This is a genomic window from Pseudomonas sp. Leaf15 (assembly GCF_001421425.1).
Lineage (GTDB): Bacteria > Pseudomonadota > Gammaproteobacteria > Pseudomonadales > Pseudomonadaceae > Aquipseudomonas > Aquipseudomonas salomonii.
In genome coordinates, this window is the sequence record NZ_LMKI01000023.1 from 61,498 (window position 1) to 77,252 (window position 15,755).

13 protein-coding genes are annotated in these 15,755 nt (G+C 60.8%); 6 read left to right on the forward strand and 7 right to left on the reverse strand.

What is annotated here, in order from left to right:
- Window positions 1-11: 11 nt before the first annotated feature.
- A complete protein-coding gene (locus ASE80_RS16630; RefSeq protein ID WP_056859889.1) occupies window positions 12-1,391 on the reverse strand; it encodes an NAD-dependent succinate-semialdehyde dehydrogenase in 1,380 nt (459 codons plus the stop codon).
- 157 nt (window positions 1,392-1,548) lie between these two features.
- Between ASE80_RS16630 and ASE80_RS16635 the strand changes: the two genes are divergently transcribed.
- The 3 genes from ASE80_RS16635 (at window position 1,549) to ASE80_RS16645 (ending at window position 4,495) form a co-directional block, all read left to right on the forward strand.
- A complete protein-coding gene (locus tag ASE80_RS16635) occupies window positions 1,549-2,475 on the forward strand; it encodes an AraC family transcriptional regulator (protein WP_056859890.1) in 927 nt (308 codons plus the stop codon).
- A gap of 129 nt (window positions 2,476-2,604) precedes the next feature.
- Window positions 2,605-3,216 carry an FMN-dependent NADH-azoreductase gene (locus ASE80_RS16640; RefSeq protein ID WP_017138816.1) on the forward strand — a complete coding sequence of 204 codons (612 nt, stop codon included), beginning with the start codon at window positions 2,605-2,607 and terminating at the stop codon, window positions 3,214-3,216.
- Between the two features lie 241 nt (window positions 3,217-3,457).
- On the forward strand, window positions 3,458-4,495 hold the full coding sequence (locus ASE80_RS16645) for an alpha/beta hydrolase family protein (RefSeq protein ID WP_056859891.1): 1,038 nt from the start codon (window positions 3,458-3,460) through the stop codon (window positions 4,493-4,495).
- On the opposite strand, the gene ASE80_RS16650 is transcribed toward ASE80_RS16645, so the two are convergent.
- The 3 genes from ASE80_RS16650 to ASE80_RS16660 form a co-directional block, all read right to left on the reverse strand.
- Window positions 4,489-5,664 (reverse strand): MFS transporter, encoded by a 1,176-nt coding sequence (locus ASE80_RS16650; RefSeq protein ID WP_056859892.1) that lies wholly within the window; start codon window positions 5,662-5,664, stop codon window positions 4,489-4,491. The two genes, ASE80_RS16645 and ASE80_RS16650, sit on opposite strands and share 7 nt — an antisense overlap.
- Window positions 5,665-5,988: 324 nt before the next feature.
- Window positions 5,989-7,575 carry an ABC-F family ATPase gene (locus ASE80_RS16655; protein ID WP_074854431.1) on the reverse strand — a complete coding sequence of 529 codons (1,587 nt, stop codon included), beginning with the start codon at window positions 7,573-7,575 and terminating at the stop codon, window positions 5,989-5,991.
- 142 nt (window positions 7,576-7,717) lie between these two features.
- Window positions 7,718-8,956, reverse strand: coding sequence for an MFS transporter (locus ASE80_RS16660; RefSeq protein ID WP_056859894.1), 1,239 nt, complete (start codon window positions 8,954-8,956; stop codon window positions 7,718-7,720).
- Between the two features lie 154 nt (window positions 8,957-9,110).
- Between ASE80_RS16660 and ASE80_RS16665 the strand changes: the two genes are divergently transcribed.
- Window positions 9,111-9,923: a class I SAM-dependent methyltransferase gene (locus ASE80_RS16665; RefSeq protein ID WP_056859895.1), complete on the forward strand. Its 813-nt coding sequence runs from the start codon at window positions 9,111-9,113 to the stop codon at window positions 9,921-9,923.
- Window positions 9,924-10,059: 136 nt separating this feature from the next.
- Here the strand turns inward: ASE80_RS16665 and ASE80_RS16670 are convergent, their stop codons facing one another.
- Window positions 10,060-10,446 (reverse strand): TIGR03067 domain-containing protein, encoded by a 387-nt coding sequence (locus ASE80_RS16670; RefSeq protein WP_056859896.1) that lies wholly within the window; start codon window positions 10,444-10,446, stop codon window positions 10,060-10,062.
- Between the two features lie 364 nt (window positions 10,447-10,810).
- Here ASE80_RS16670 and lpxO point away from each other — a divergent pair, with 364 nt between their 5' ends.
- Window positions 10,811-11,710, forward strand: a complete 900-nt coding sequence (lpxO, locus tag ASE80_RS16675) for a lipid A hydroxylase LpxO (protein ID WP_017138809.1) — start codon at window positions 10,811-10,813, stop codon at window positions 11,708-11,710.
- A gap of 153 nt (window positions 11,711-11,863) precedes the next feature.
- On the opposite strand, the gene ligD is transcribed toward lpxO, so the two are convergent.
- On the reverse strand, window positions 11,864-14,350 hold the full coding sequence (gene ligD / locus ASE80_RS16680; RefSeq protein WP_056859897.1) for a DNA ligase D: 2,487 nt from the start codon (window positions 14,348-14,350) through the stop codon (window positions 11,864-11,866).
- Between the two features lie 24 nt (window positions 14,351-14,374).
- The gene (gene ku / locus ASE80_RS16685; protein ID WP_056859898.1) at window positions 14,375-15,229 is read right to left on the reverse strand and encodes a non-homologous end joining protein Ku; all 855 of its coding nucleotides are present in this window, start codon (window positions 15,227-15,229) and stop codon (window positions 14,375-14,377) included.
- A 196-nt stretch (window positions 15,230-15,425) separates the two neighbouring features.
- Here ku and ASE80_RS16690 point away from each other — a divergent pair, with 196 nt between their 5' ends.
- Complete coding sequence (locus tag ASE80_RS16690; RefSeq protein WP_056859899.1) at window positions 15,426-15,743, forward strand: hypothetical protein; 318 nt, start codon at window positions 15,426-15,428, stop codon at window positions 15,741-15,743.
- Window positions 15,744-15,755 lie beyond the last annotated feature (12 nt).

A 15,755-nucleotide genomic window follows, 5' to 3' on the forward strand; every position in this document is an offset into this window, starting at 1 on the left:
GGGCAGAGGGCTTAGAACTGCGCCCCCGCCATCAACACATACTTCACATGCACGTACTCCTCGATCCCATAATAGCTGCCTTCACGCCCATAGCCGGACTGCTTGATGCCACCAAAGGGAACCGACGCCGTGCCCACTGAACCCGAGTTGAGGATCACCATGCCAGCCTCCAGTTGACGTGACAGGCGCAACGAACGGCCCAGCGCGCTGGTGTAGGCATAAGCCACCAGGCCGAATTCAGTCTGGTTGGCGCGGGCGATGACTTCGTCTTCGTCCTTGAACGAGTAGAGGGCGAACACCGGGCCGAAGATCTCTTCAGTCGCCAGCGGAGAGTCGTCCTGCAAGCCGGTCAATAGGGTCGGTTCATAGAACAGCCCGCCCTTGGCGTGGGGTTTGCCGCCCATCAGCACCTTGGCGCCCGCCGCCCTGGCGTCCTCGACCAGACGCACGACTTTGTCAAAGCCCAGTTGATTGACCAGCGGCCCGACCACAAAGCCTTCGCGCAGGCCCTGGTCCACTTCGATGTTGGCGACGGCAGCCTTCACACGTTGGATAAAGGCTTCGAAAATGCTGTGCTGCACAAAGATCCGGTTCGGGGAGATGCACACCTGGCCCGAGTTGCGCAGTTTGGCGCCGACCAGTCCTTTTACCGCTTCATCGAGATTGGCGTCCGCGAACACAATAAACGGTGCGTTGCCGCCCAGCTCCAGGGTCATCTTCTTGACGGTTGCCGCGCACTGCGCTGCGAGCAATTTGCCCACGCCGGTGGAGCCGGTGAACGAGATCTTGCGGATGCGTGGGTCGCCAGTGAGGATCAGGCCGATCTCCTTGGGATCACCCACCACCACTTCAAGCACCCCGGCTTCGATACCGGCCTTGCGAGCGTAGTCCAGCAGCTTGAGGGCGGTGAGCGGTGTGTCTTCGGCGGGTTTGATCACCATGGTGCAGCCGGCGGCCAGGGCTGTGGCGACTTTGCGGGTGATCATCATGAACGGGAAGTTCCACGGCGTAATGGCCGCGACCGGGCCAATGGCTTCCTTGGTCACCATCACATTGGCATTGCGGTCGTGGGTGGGAATGGTGTCGCCGTACACGCGTTTGGCCTCTTCGGCGTACCACTCGATAAAGCCCAGGCCGTAGTCGATTTCACCTCGGGCTTCGCTCAGGCACTTGCCGTTTTCGCGGCACAGCAGTTCGGCGAAGGCTTCCTTGTCGGCCTTAACGCTGTCGTGCCAGCGGCGCAGAATGTCGCTACGCTCCTTGGCGAGTTTGCCGGACCATTCGGCAAAGGCGGCGCAGGTGCGGTCAACGGCGGCCTTGACCTGGGCTGAGGTGTGTTTGGCCACACGGCCGATTTCTTCACCGGTGGCGGGGTTGGAGACGATAAGCATGGGCAAACTCCGAAGGCTGAAAGTGCTGTTTCAGGCTACGGAACACCGCGGCTTGAGCGAATATCCATTCCAATGTGCTGATTGCCTATTCCTATGAGTGCGTAGCCAAAGCGACGATTGCGCAGTAACGTGCAGTTTTCGCCAAGAGCCTTGAACCATGGGCCGTACCCAACGAATCATCGAGCTGATGGGCAGCCTGGCGCCTGTCGAAGGCTATAACCTGAGCGTTTTGGATGACGTGCGCTTCCTGCGTTCGAATCAGCCCTTGCACCGCGTTCCGGTGCTCTATGACCCAGGCATTGTGATTGTCTGCCAGGGGCGCAAGCGCGGTTATCTGGGCGAAGAGATTTACCTGTACGACGCCCAGCATTACCTGGTGGTGTCGGTGCCGGTGCCGTTCACCATGGAAACCGAGGCCAGCGAAGAGGAACCCATGCTGGCGGTGTACCTGCGGCTGGATTTCACCCTGGCCGCCGAACTGATGCTGGCATTGGATGACTTTCCGGGGCTGGTCGAGGCCAAACCCCGAGGCATGTATTCATCGCCGATGGATGAGCAACTCAGCGAATCACTGCTGCGCTTTCTTGAGGCCATGAGCACGCCAATGGATGCGCAGATTCTAGGCCCGACCCTGATGCGCGAGCTCTACTACCGCATCCTCACGGGCGAGCAGGGCGGTTCGATGCGTGCCGCGCTCAATCGCCAGGGCCAGTTCGGCAAGGTGGCGCGGGCGATTCGCAAGATTCATGGGTTTTACCACCAGCACCTGGACGTGGAAGTGCTGGCGCAGGAGGCGATGATGAGCGTACCGAGTTTTCATGCGCACTTTCGCACCGTCACTGACACCTCGCCGATGCAATACCTCAAGTCCACGCGCCTGCACCAGGCCCGCTTGTTGATGCTGCGCAACGACATCAGCGCCGCAACGGCGAGCGTTCAGGTGGGCTATGAAAGCGCTTCGCAGTTCAGCCGAGAGTTCAAGCGCTTGTTCGGGCGTACGCCCCAGGAGGAGATTCAGTGGATGAAGCGCACTTACGCGCTGCCGGCGCCTGCGTCGGCGTCTATTTACGTGTCGTCGCACTGAGTTGGCGAGCTTATTGTCCTGCTGGCGGGACGATCAATCACATTTGTGCCGTCTAATCGATCATTGGGTTCATGTGTAGGATTAACCTCATTCGATCGCCCAGGCGCGATCCTCACTTGGAGAACCCGCATGAAACTGTTGCATATCGATTCCAGCATCCTCGGCGACAACTCGGCTTCGCGTCAGCTCAGCGCTGGTGTGGTCAAGGCCTGGCAAGCGGCTGAGCCGGGTGTGGAAGTGACCTATCGTGACCTGGCTGCCGAAGGTATCAGCCATTTTTCCGGCCTGACCCTGGGCGCCCTGGGTACCGCTGCCGAATTGCGTGACGCCGTCCAAAAACACGAGGCCGAACTGAGCGCCACATCCCTGGCTGAATTCATCGCTGCTGACGCCGTAGTCATCGGTGCGCCGATGTACAACTTCTCGGTGCCGTCCCAGCTCAAGGCCTGGATCGACCGTATTGCCGTAGCCGGCCAAACCTTCCGTTACACCGAAGCCGGCCCTGAAGGCCTGTGCGGCGGCAAGAAGCTGATCATTGTTTCCACCGCTGGCGGTCTGCACGCAGGCCAGGCAAGCAATGTGGGCCACGAGGATTACTTGAAACTGGTATTTGGCTTCCTCGGCATCACGGATATCGAATTTGTCCGCGCCCAAGGCCTCGCCTACGGTGAAGAAGTTCGCAGCAAGGCCTTGAGCGACGCCAACGTCGTGATCAACGAACAATTGTTCGCCGCCGCGTAAGGCTTGTGTAAAGTTCGCCTCTGTTCGGTTCCAATCTGAGCCGGGGCGCCTAAACTCTGTATTCTGATCGCCTGAACGCGACCGGAGTACGGAGTTTTTTCGTTTGCCCGCTGTCATTACTTTGGCCCAGGTTATGCACGCATGGGTTTATCACCCGGAGCGAGTGCCTTGGCCCATGGACTTTTCAAACCGACATGCCGCGGGTGTTGAACGTGGTCACGCAGCAAAGGTGGACATCCCCATGATGCGTCTTTGTGCTGTTTTGGTTCTTTCCCTGTTCGGCGGCCTGATTTCAGTGCACGCCGCCCCGGCGCCGCACCCGCATTGGAGTGTGGGCTTTCATCGCATGAGTTTTCTCGACCCGCTGGATCAGCAGCCGATGAATGCCATCGCGTTTTACCCGTCCACCGACGATGAACACTCCACGCAGTTGGGCCCTTACCATGTGGCCGCCACCCAGGATTCCAAAGTCGCTATCGGGCGTTTCCCGATGCTGATGCTGTCCCACGGCAACACCGGTACACCGCTGGCGCTGCACGACCTGGCCACTTCGCTGGCGCGCAAGGGGTTTGTGGTAGTGGCCGTTTTGCATCCCGGCGACAACTACAAGGATCACAGCCGCCTGGGCACGGTGAGCAACCTGTACGGGCGGCCGATCCAGATTTCCGCAGCGATTACCGCCACTCTGGGCGATACGATGCTGTCGCCGTTCGTCAATATCGACCAGGTGGGGGTTATCGGGTATTCAGCCGGCGGTGAAACCGCGCTGATCCTGGCTGGGGCCAAGCCGGATTTCGACCGCCTGCGCCGTTATTGCCAGGAGCGCCCGGAAGACCGCGATGCCTGCACCACCAAGGGCGAACTGGTGGTCGACCGCGAAGACCTGCAGCCGCAAGCCGACCCACGTATTCATGCCTTGATGCTGATGGCGCCGCTGAGCCTGATGTTCGGCCGCCACACCCTGGCCGATGTGCATGTGCCGGTGCTGCTCTACAGCGGCGACGGCGACAAGCTGGTGGCCGTGGACAAGAACGCCGCCGCCCTGGCGCGCAAACTGCCGCAACCGCCGGATTTCAAACTATTGGCCGGGGCCGGGCACTTTGTGTTTATGGCGCCGTGTGACAGTGACCAACTGCTGGCCATGCCGGCGATTTGCACGGATGCCGACGGTGTCGACCGCGAAGGCATCCACCGTGACCTGATCTCGGAAGCGGGGCGCTTCTTCATGCACACCCTGGGTCAGTCGACCCGCGCCGGTTTGCAGACCGCTGATCAATAAGCGCGGCGCTTGAGCTGCACGGTCAGGCACAGGGCCGTGACCGACAGCAGCGCGGCGCAGAAGAAGATCCAGCCATAGCCGAGGTTCAGTGCCACGGCGCCCATCAATGGCCCGGCAATCGCCAGGGCCAGGTCAAAAAACACCGCATACGCACTCAGTCCCGCGCCACGGCTGCTGTTGGGCACTTGCTTGATGGCCTCCACGCCGAGCGCCGGGTACACCAGCGACAAACCGAAGCCGGTGAGCCCGGCGCCGATCAGCGCCACACCGGTGGACGGCGCCAGCCACAACAGGGTCAGGCCGACGGTTTCGATGGTCATGCAGGCAATCGCCGCGCTGAACCCGCCGAAGCGGCTGATGGCCGAGATAAACACCAGGCGCGACAAGATAAAACACGCGCCAAACACCGTCAGGCAGTACGCCGCACCGGCCCAGCCACGGTTGAGGTAATACAGGGTGATAAAGGTGGTCAGCGTGCCGTAGCCGATCGACGCCAGGCACAGGCTGGCGCCAAACGGGGCGATGCGCCCGAACACCGACCAGAACGGCAGCCGTTCGCCACGCACCACCGGCACCGACGGTTTATTGCGGATCAACACCAGGCCCACGGCAGCCAGCACCGACAGCGCGATACCCAGGCTGGTGTAGCCGTAGTCGGCGACCATCACCACGCCCAGCGGCGCGCCTATGGCAATGGCGCCGTAGGAGGCGATACCGTTCCAGGAGATCGAGCGCGCCGTGTGTTCGGCACCGACCGCGCCCATGCACCAGCTGATGGTGCCAACGCCGATCAGGCCTTGGGCCACGCCGAGCAATAGGCGGCCGACGATCAGAATGCCCAGGCTCAGGCCGGGCATGTTTTGAACCAGTGTTGCGAAAAACGTCAGCACGCCGCTGACCAGAATACCCGCCAAACCCAGCACGATCGCGCGTTTGGTGCCGACGTTATCCGACATGCGCCCAGCCATCGGGCGGCTGAGCAGGGTGGCCAGGTATTGCGAACCGATGGTGACCCCGGCGATTACGGCGCTGAAGCCCAGTTGTTCATGCACATAGCCTGGGATCACCGCGATCGGCAGGCCGATGCAGATAAAGGCAATAAAGGTGTAGAAGACAATGGAGACGATCTGCAGGGTGATCGACAGGGAGCTGGGGGCGGCGGCAGGCATGGTCACTCATTCGCGGGCGGGCGGTGAGGGCATGATGGCAAGGGCGTGGGGGAAAAGGAAGCTGGCTAACGGGTTTTGCTGAATGGGCCGCATGAGGCGAGGGCTTCATGGTGGCTTGCAGGCTTGTTGTGGCGAGCAGGCTTGCCCTGCGTTGGGCTGCGCAGCAGCCCCAATAAAAAACACCGCGTTCTGCCAGGCAAAACGCGGTGTTTGGTTTTAGGGCCGCTTCGCAGCCCAGCGCAGGGCAAGCCTGCTCGCCACAACAAGCCGGCCTGCCACAGCAAGCGGGTCTGCAACAGTAAGCCGGCTTGCCACAGCGGGTGCTTAGAACACCACGCCCTGGCTGCGCAGGTAGTCGTCGTAGGTGCCGCTGAAGTCGATCACGCCGGTGGCGCTCAACTCGATGATGCGGGTGGCCAGGGACGATACGAACTCACGGTCGTGGCTGACGAAGATCAGCGTGCCCGGGTAGTTTTCCAGCGCCAGGTTCAGCGCTTCGATGGATTCCATGTCCAAGTGGTTGGTCGGTTCGTCCATGATCAGCACGTTCGGCTTTTGCAGGATCAGCTTGCCGAACAGCATGCGGCCTTGCTCACCACCGGAAATTACTTTCACCGACTTCTGGATCTCGTCGTTGGAGAACAGCATGCGGCCCAGGGTGCCACGGATCATTTGCTCGCCTTGGGTCCACTGGCCCATCCAGTCGAACAGGGTCACGTCGTCTTCGAAGTCATGGGCATGGTCCTGGGCGTAGTAGCCCAGCTCCGCGGCGTCGGTCCACTTGATGCTGCCGGCGTCCGGGGTCAGTTCGTTGACCAGGGTGCGCAGCAGGGTGGTCTTGCCGATACCGTTGGGGCCGATGATCGCTACGCGCTCGCCGGCTTCAACCTGGAAGCTGAAGTCCTTGAACAGCGGCTTGCCGTCGAAGCCCTTGGCCATTTTTTCGACCATCACAGCCTGGCGGTGCAGCTTCTTGTTCTGCTCGAAACGGATGAACGGGCTCACACGGCTCGATGGCTTGACCTCGGCCAGCTGGATCTTGTCGATCGCCTTGGCGCGGGAGGTGGCTTGCTTGGCTTTCGAAGCGTTGGCCGAGAAGCGGCTGACGAAGGATTGCAGTTCGGAGATCTGCGCCTTCTTCTTGGCGTTGTCCGACAGCAGCTGCTCGCGGGACTGGGTCGCCACGGTCATGTACTCGTCGTAGTTGCCCGGGAACAGGCGCAGCTCGCCGTAGTCCAGGTCAGCCATGTGGGTGCACACGCTGTTCAGGAAGTGACGGTCGTGAGAGATGATGATCATCAGGCTGGAGCGCTGCGTCAGGATGTTTTCCAGCCAGCGGATGGTGTTGATGTCCAAGTGGTTGGTCGGTTCGTCGAGCAACAGCACTTCAGGGTCGGAGAACAGCGCCTGGGCCAGCAATACCCGCAGTTTCCAGCCGGGTGAGACTTCGCTCATCGGGCCGAAGTGTTGTTCCAGCGGGATACCCAGGCCCAGCAGCAGTTCACCAGCGCGGGATTCGGCGGTGTAGCCGTCCATTTCGGCGAATTCGGTTTCCAGCTCGGCAACGGCCATGCCGTCTTCTTCGCTCATTTCCGGCAGCGAGTAGATGCGGTCACGCTCAGCCTTGACCCGCCACAGCTCTTCGTGGCCCATGATCACGGTGTCGAGCACGGTGAATTCTTCGTAGGCGAACTGGTCCTGGCGCAGTTTACCCAGGCGCACGTTCGGCTCCAGCATGACCTGGCCGCCGGACGGCTCGAGGTCGCCGCCGAGGATTTTCATGAAGGTCGACTTGCCGCAACCGTTGGCACCGATCAAACCATAACGGTTGCCGGCGCCGAATTTGACCGAGACGTTCTCGAAGAGCGGCTTGGCGCCGAACTGCATGGTGATGTTAGCTGTGGAGATCAATTACTTTACCTATCAATGAGTTGCGAGCGTGGCGGCAGGAGCCTTCAGGCATGCGTCAACAGCGACATCAAGGCGCGAAACCCGGTCGCTGAGCAGAATATTTTGGCTGTGTGTTGGAATTTGGCGCGCATTGTCGCATATGTCAGGCGACAGTTGTATGGCAGGCGAACGATGGTTTCTCCAGAGTCTCCGGCATCGCCAGCCATAACAGCGCCAAGGCCACCGCGGCCACGCCCGCCAGGGTCAGGAATGCCGCGTTGTAGCCGGCCTGTTGCACCACGAAACCGGCCAGGCTGCTACTCAACGCCGCACCCAGGCCAAACACCGTCGACAGCGCACCAAGGCTCACATTAAAACGCCCGGTGCCCTGGGTCAGGTCCTTGACGATCACCGGGAACAGTGCGCCAAAGATTCCCGCGCCGATGCCGTCGAGCATCTGCACCGCCACCAGCCAGTACGGATCACTGGACAAGGTGTAGAGCACGCCGCGCAGCGGCAGAATCAGGAAACCTGCGAGCAGCAACGGTTTGCGCCCCCACACATCGGCCTTGAGCCCCACCAGCCAGGCCATCGGCACCATCACCAACTGCGCGGCGACGATGCACGCCGAGGTCAGCGGCGTGGCCATCTGCAGGTTGATCTGCGCGAGCTTCTGGCTGACCAACGGCAGCATCGCCGCATTGGCCAGGTGGAAGAGGGCGCAGCAGATGGCGAATATCAGCAGCGGCCGGTTGGCCAGCAGCACTTTCACGCCGGACGGTTGTTCGTGATCGCTGTGGTGGGCCGGGTCAAAGCCCCTGGCGACTTCATGGTCAATCGCCTTGGCCGACACGCAGCTCACGGCCACGATACTGGCCAGCGCCATAAAGGCCATCAGGTAAAACACCACCACCGGGCCATACAGGTACGCCAGGCCGCCGGCCAGCAGCGCGGCCACGGCATTGCCGGCGTGGTTGAAGGTTTCATTGCGGCCCGTACGCCGGGTGAAGGCGCGGGGTCCGGTAATCCCGAGGGAAATGGCGGATATGGCCGGGGCAAACACCGAGGCGGCCACGGCGCTGGCAGCCTGGGTCAGGGCCACCCAACTGAAGGTGCTGACAAACGGCAGCAGCAGGCAACTGGCGGTCACCAGGATCGCAGCCACGGCGATCACGGCGCGCTTGCTGCGTGTGCGGTCGATCAGCGCGCCCGCCGGGCCTTGGGTGACCAGTGCGGCGATGCCCGCCAGGGTCATGACCACGCCGATGCTGGCCGGGTCCCATTGGTGCACGGCCAGCAGGTAAATCGCCAGGTAGGGCCCGAGGCCGTCGCGCACATCTGCCAGGAAAAAGTTGAGGCTGTCCAGGGACAAGGTATTACGCAGGTCAGAGTGATTGGCCACGGCGTTGTCTTCGCAAAGGGTGTTCAGGGGCTGGACACTCGTTGGGTTAGTGACCCATGGGCCTGAACAGAAGTTTCGCGGCTGCTGAGGGTTTTATCTGGCGGGTATTTGGATTATTTTTCGTAGCCCGCTGAAATGACTCTTTGGAGACGCAATGGACATGCCCTCAGCTCAACAGGCGATCGCCAGTAACAAGGCCGCCTGGGACGCCTCTGCCGCGCTGCACAAAGGTACCGCGACCTGGAACACACTGCTGCAATCTGTCGCTGAACCGACTTTTTCGTGCCTCGACCCCACCATTACCGCGCTGTTGCAAACCGTCGGCGTTGCCGGCAAGGCGGCGGTGCAGATCGGCTGTAACAACGGGCGTGAAAGCCTGTCGTTGTTTGGCCTGGGCGCGCGTGAAGTGGTGGGCGTCGATCAATCGGCAGCCTTCCTGGCGCAAGCTCGGGCGTTGGCGGATGCTTCCCCGCATGACCCGCAGTTCATCGAAGCCGATATCCATCACCTGCCTGAGCAACTGCTTGGCCGGTTTGATATTGCCTTGGTCACCATTGGCGTACTCGGCTGGATGCCGGATGTGGCGCTGTTCATGCAGCATGTGGCCAGCACCCTCAAGCCCGGCGGCACCCTGGTGATCTATGAGACGCATCCTTTCCTGGAAGTCTTCGACCCGCAGGCGGCTAACCCGCTATTGCCCGCCAGTTCGTACTTTCAACGCGATCCGTTCGTGCTGCAGCAATCGATTGTCTACGAAGGGCTGAAAGAGGTTCCTGGGCCGACGTCCTACTGGTACGTGCATACCCTGGGCAGCGTCGTCAGCGGGGCGATTGCGGCGCACCTGCAGATCGAGCATCTGCAGGAGTACCCGCACTCCAACCGGGAAGAGCTGTATGACCAGTACGAACACCAGCCAGCTCAATTGCCGTTGTGTTTCACCCTGACGGCCATCAAACGCTCGGTTTAAAGCGGTTTTTGCGCCCAAAAAAAGGCCCGCGACAGTAGCGGCGGGCCAAGTGAGTCACTGGAGTAGGTGGCCTCACGCTAAAGGCCTGGAGGTGAAGGCGGTGTGAAAACCCTGTCGGCGTTTCGGATGCCAGGATTCACCGGCGACGCACAAAGGTGCGCATGGTTTGCCCTGGCCCGGTGCTGAAGACGGTCGGGCGGGGCATGCCTTCATCCGCCGCGATAAACACAAATTCGTCGCCTTTGAGGCGATAGCTGGCGGGTAAGGCTTTGCCGGCGTCATCGCCCATAGAGTCCACCCAGATAATGCGTTTGGGCGTGGTGCTGCTGTCCAGTGAAAACCGGCCAGCCAGCAATAGGTCGCCATTCACGGTTTGGACTTCGAACTGATCGCCACGAATCGTGGTGATGGCACCCGGCGCGCTGTGTGCGTCGGGCGGGTTGTGTACGCCGCTGTCTTCCAGGGAGATCTGCTCCCAGGCGCCCTGGAGCGCGGTGAAGTCCGGGTCTTGTTGAGGTGTCATGCAAGTTCCTTTTGCGGGAGGTTGATCGGCGCGATTGTAACCGAAGGGGGCTTGGAACCTGCTTGGATGACGAATTTTTTCTGGATTGGCAGCGCAACCGCCTGCGCTTCAGGTAACCCCAATCCGGGCTTGCGTCCACACAGGCGCTTGCGCGTCCTACACGCTGCGTAGACAGCTTTTCACAATTCTTAGTTAACCTTTGGTTACAAACTGTGGCTAAATAAAGGCCAATGGCCTGGTTCCGGAAGTGACTCGTCCGGACAGCCGCCACTATGTAATCGTGATTTCAGGTGCTGCTTATAAATCCTCGGCCGTTGTGTGCACGCAGGAGCAGCCTGTTCTCTTCTAACTTGTGACGAATCCCTTGAAACTCATCATTGTTGTTCTCTACGTTGCCTCCATTGCGTATGTTCACTTGCGTGGCAGAGTGCGACACAAGCTGGGCCGCCAGCTTAGCGATCACTCGACGTTCCTGGCGCCGATCAACTGCTTCCTCTACTTGTTTTCCAGGCAGCCAAGCCGTCCGTTTCTGTCGCCCAGCGACTTTCCGGACCTGAGCCCGCTGCAGGAACACTGGGAGGAAATCCGCCAGGAAGGCCAGAACCTGATGCGCGCGGGCGAGATCAAGCGCTCGGACCAATACAATGACGTGGGTTTCAACTCGTTCTTCAAGTCGGGCTGGAAGCGTTTTTACCTGAAGTGGTACGGCGACAGTCATCCGTCGGCGATGAAGTTGTGCCCGCGCACCACTGAGCTTGTGCAAGGTATTGGCTCGATCAAGGCGGCGATGTTTGCCGAGTTGCCGCCGGGTTCCAAGCTGGTGCGTCACCGTGATCCTTATGCAGGCTCCTATCGTTACCACTTGGGGCTGGATACGCCGAACGATCCGGGTTGCTATATCAATGTGGATGGTGAGAGTTACTACTGGCGTGACGGTGAGCCGGTGATGTTTGACGAGACTTACATTCATTACGCTGAGAACACGACGCAGCAGAACCGCATTATTTTGTTCTGTGACATTGAGCGCCCGATGAAATACCGCTGGGCGGCGGCGTTTAACCGGTGGTTCAGTCGTAATGTGATGGCGGCGGCGGGTTCGCCTAATGATGAGGGTGACAAGACGGGCGGTTTGAACCGTGCGTTTACGCGGTTGTACAAGATCCGTTTGCGTGGCAAAGAGCTGAAAAAGCGTAATCGGGCGCGGTATTACCTTGAGAAGTGGGCGATTTTTGCTGGGTTGGCGTTGATTTTTATCCTGATTTGATCTGCGTGCGGTTGCTGTCTCCCTGATAAGTGAAGATCCAAGTGTGGGAGCTGGCTTGCCTGCGATGCAGACACCTCGGTGTATCAGGTATACCGAGTTGATGCTATCGCAGGCAAGCCAGCTCCCACATCTGACCGGCACTCGACATGCCTGTCACAGCGGCGGCTCAGCCCCCAGTTTGTCCCACATCTTCTTGCTGATCTTCTGCCGGTTGGCGTAACCGGCCCAAGGGTCGTCCTTGAGCGTGTCCAAACGCTCATGCAGGTTAGCCACCGTCCACTGCTGTGCACCTCGCAACCGTTTCAATTCCTCCCGGCTCACCGGCACCGAGACCGGCAGGCCCGGGCGTGCCCGTACCGAATAGGCCGCCACCGTACTCGCGCCGCGGGCATTACGCAGGTAGTCGATAAAGATCTTGCCGATGCGATTTTTCGGACCGCTGGTGGCGGTAAAGCGTTCGGGCAGTTGCTGTGCCATGAACTGTGCGATGGCCTTGGCAAAGGCCTTCACCGTCTCCCAGCCATCCCGGCGCGCCAGCGGGATGACCAGGTGCAGGCCTTTGCCGCCGCTGGTTTTGACGAACGCTTGAAGGCCCAACTCGTCGAGCACCGACAGGGTCAGTTGCGCGGCTTCCAGCATGCTTTTCCAGGGCAGTGCGGGGTCCGGGTCGAGGTCGAGCACAAACAGGTCCGGGGTTTCGATTTTGTCGGCAGTGGCGCCCCAGGTGTGCAGCTCGATCGTGCCCATCTGCACGGCGCCGAGCAGGGCTTTGGCGGTGTCGATTTCCATCAGCCGTGCATGGCCGGGGTCGAGGCTTTGGTCCAACTGCTTGATATGCGGAATGGCCAGGCGCTCGGCATGTTTTTGGAAGAATTGCTCACCTTCGATGCCTTCCGGCGCGCGCAGAAGCGAGACCGGCCGGTGGTGCAGAAACGGCAGGAGCCATTCGCTGATGCTGGCGTAAAAATCGGCCAACTGCTGCTTTTGCGTGCCACTTTGCGGGTCGATCACGCGGTCGGGGTGGGTGATGTTCACGCCATTGCCGGCTTTTTTCGGCGCTGAAGCCTGCTTGAGCGATTTGGCCGCGCGCGGTTGCTCATGGATGATCTGCGCCACAGGCTTGTCGCTGCGCAGCGCAATGAACGCGGCTTGGCGTACCACGCCTTCGCGGGTCCATTCGGCGAAATTGACTTCGCCGACCAGCTCGGGCTTCACCCAGTGAACGCCGCGTGCCTGGCTGCTGGTCAGCGGTGTGTGCAGCGGCGAAGTCTTGCGCTCCAAAGGCGTGAGCTGGGCGTAGATCGTTTTGAGCGTGTGCTGATCAAACCCGGTGCCGACACGCCCGGCATACACCAAGCCGTTGTCGTCATTGACCGCCAGCAGCAGTGCGCCGAAGCCGGTGCGCGAACCTTGCGGGCGGGTGTAACCGACAATCACAAACTCCTGACGCAGGCGGCATTTGAGTTTGATCCAGTCGGCGCTGCGGCTGGACACGTAAGGGCTGCCGACGCGCTTGCCGATCACGCCTTCAAGCGCCAGGTCGCAGGCGCTTTCGAAGATGTCGCGCTGGTTGGCGGCAAAGGCTTCGGAAAACCGCAGCAATTTGCTGCGGCTGCCCGACAGCGCGGACTTAAGCGCGGCACGGCGCTGTTCCACAGGGGCTTCGCGCAGATCCTGGCCCTGTAGAAACGGCGCGTCGAACAGGTAATAGACGATATCCAGGCTGCGGCCGATATCGAAGGCGTTCTGCAACGCCTGGAAGTCCGGCAAGCCGTCGGCGTTGAGGCTGACCACTTCGCCATCCAGCCAGCTGTCCTGGAGTTTGAGGGCTTGCAGCGCCTTGACCTGGCGCGGCAAACGCTCGGTCCAGTCATGACCGTTGCGGGTGAACAGGCGCACATCGCCGTCGCGGATACGCGCCAGCATGCGGTAGCCGTCGAATTTGATCTCGTATTGCCAATCGCCGGCTGGGGCACGGTCGACCAGGGTGGCCAGTTGTGGCGCGAATTGATCGGGCAGGGTGGTCTGGGCTTTCCGGCGCTTTGCGCGCGGTGCAGGCGCGGGTGCGGGCTTGCCCACGGTGGCGTCGCTGAGTACGCTTTTGGGCTGGGCCTTGACGATGTCGTAGTCTTCGGCCGGGCGGGCTTGCTGATCCTTTTCCTTGATCAGCAGCCACTGTTCCTTGTCGCCACTGCCCTTGAGCCGAGTGCGTACCAGTGCCCAATCGCCGGAAAGTTTTTCACCGACCAGGGTGAACTTGAGTTTGCCGGCCGCATACGCCTTGTGCGGATTGTCGTGAGGTTGCCAGACCCCACGGTCCCACACGATGACATCACCGGCGCCATACTGCCCGGCGGCGATATTGCCTTCAAAATTGCCGTAACTCAGCGGGTGGTCTTCAACGTGGACCGCCAGGCGTTTCTGGCTGGGGTCCAGGCTCGGGCCTTTGGGCACGGCCCAGCTTTTGAGTACGCCATCGAGTTCCAGGCGAAAGTCATAGTGCAGGTTGCGCGCGTCGTGTTTTTGAATCACGAAGGATAACGCCGAGGCCTTGGATTTACCGGCGGGCACCTCGCCTGCGGGTTCTGCGGTGATCTCGAAGTCGCGTTTGCGTTTGTACTCACTCAGGGGCTTGGCCATGGCGTTCTCCGGCTGATGGCGGGCTCAAGAGGCCTTTTTGCTGGCTTTTTTCGCGGCCGGTTTTTTGGTCGCGGGCTTTTTCGCGGCGGGCTTGCCGGCCAGGCTGCGCTTGAGCAGTTCGGTCAGGTCGATCACATCGGCCGATTTGCGCTCTTCGCTGCCGGCCTGGCTTTCAACGTCTTCAACCTTGCCGGCCTTGGCCTTCTTCGCCACCAGCGCCATGATCTTTTCCTGGAAGCTGTCGCGGTATTCGTCCGGCTGCCAGTCGGCGCTCATGTCTTCGACCAGGCGTTTGGCCATGTCCAATTCGCCCTTGGCCAGGCTCGGTTTGGTCACGTCACTGCCCAGTTCCAGCTCGTCGAGGCTGCGCACTTCGGCGGGCCAGCGCAGCATCACCAATACCAGCGCAGACTCCAGCGGCATCAGCGCCGCCAGGTGTTGCTTGGTGTGCAACACCACGTTGGCCAGGGCGACCTTGGCGGTTTTTTTCAGGGTTTCACGCAGCAGTGCGTAGACCTTGCCGCCGCGTTTGTCCGGGGCCAGGAAGTAGGGCGTGTCGATGTTTTGCAGCGGGATCTGGTCGGCGGCGACAAAGGCAATGATTTCGATGGTCTGGGTCGACTTGGGGTGGGCCGAGCGAATCTCGTCTTCGCTGAGCACCACGTAGCGGCCTTTCTCAAAGGCCACGCCCTTGACGATATTGTCCTTGGTGACTTCCTTGCCCGTGGTTTTGTTGATGCGCTTATAGCCCACCGGGTCCATGCTGCGTTTGTCCAGCCAGTCAAAATCAACGCCCTGGGAGGACGTGGCCGAGACCAGCGAGACCGGGATATGGACCAAGCCGAAACTGATGGCGCCTTTCCAGATTGCCCTTGGCATGGCTGTGTTTCCTTGAGAAGAGTCGGTGTTCTGGTGACTCGCAGGCGGGCGCAAAAGTTTCGGCTGGCAGATGCGTGGACAGATGCGCTGACAGATCGTGTTACATCTGATGAGAAACTATTTAATGTCGAAAGCCGAACCCAAGGCGTAGCGTGTTATCGAAAGCACGTACTACTCGCCCCAAAGAGGTTTTGTCATGAACAGCTGTGTGCGTTACCTCGCCGTCGTCGCGCTGGGCCTGGCCCTCGCGCCATTGGCCCAGGCGCAGAACCTGCCCGGCAGCTACAACACCAATAACAGCCCAATTCATCGGGCTAACCCGAACAGCATGCAGGGCACCCAACCCAATGCGCCGGCCACCACCCGAGGGGTTCAACCCCCGCCGACCGGCCCTGCACCCACCGTCGAAAACGGCGGTATCGGCAATCGTTACCCGACGCGTAACGCGGCCCCGAGCCGTCCTGCCACTGCACCCAAAGCGCCCACTTACGATGCCAACGGCAATCGCCGGTAAGGACTCCGTCTT

Coding starts and splice junctions, on each gene's coding strand:
- ASE80_RS16645 (WP_056859891.1), top strand. CDS start 3,458: ATGATGCGTCTTTGTGCTGTTTTGGTTCTTTCCCTGTTCGGCGGCCTG.
- ligD (WP_056859897.1), bottom strand. CDS start 14,350: ATGGCCAAGCCCCTGAGTGAGTACAAACGCAAACGCGACTTCGAGATC.
- ASE80_RS16690 (WP_056859899.1), top strand. CDS start 15,426: ATGAACAGCTGTGTGCGTTACCTCGCCGTCGTCGCGCTGGGCCTGGCC.
- ku (WP_056859898.1), bottom strand. CDS start 15,229: ATGCCAAGGGCAATCTGGAAAGGCGCCATCAGTTTCGGCTTGGTCCAT.
- ASE80_RS16640 (WP_017138816.1), top strand. CDS start 2,605: ATGAAACTGTTGCATATCGATTCCAGCATCCTCGGCGACAACTCGGCT.
- ASE80_RS16670 (WP_056859896.1), bottom strand. CDS start 10,446: ATGACACCTCAACAAGACCCGGACTTCACCGCGCTCCAGGGCGCCTGG.
- ASE80_RS16650 (WP_056859892.1), bottom strand. CDS start 5,664: ATGCCTGCCGCCGCCCCCAGCTCCCTGTCGATCACCCTGCAGATCGTC.
- ASE80_RS16665 (WP_056859895.1), top strand. CDS start 9,111: ATGGACATGCCCTCAGCTCAACAGGCGATCGCCAGTAACAAGGCCGCC.
- ASE80_RS16630 (WP_056859889.1), bottom strand. CDS start 1,391: ATGCTTATCGTCTCCAACCCCGCCACCGGTGAAGAAATCGGCCGTGTG.
- ASE80_RS16635 (WP_056859890.1), top strand. CDS start 1,549: ATGGGCCGTACCCAACGAATCATCGAGCTGATGGGCAGCCTGGCGCCT.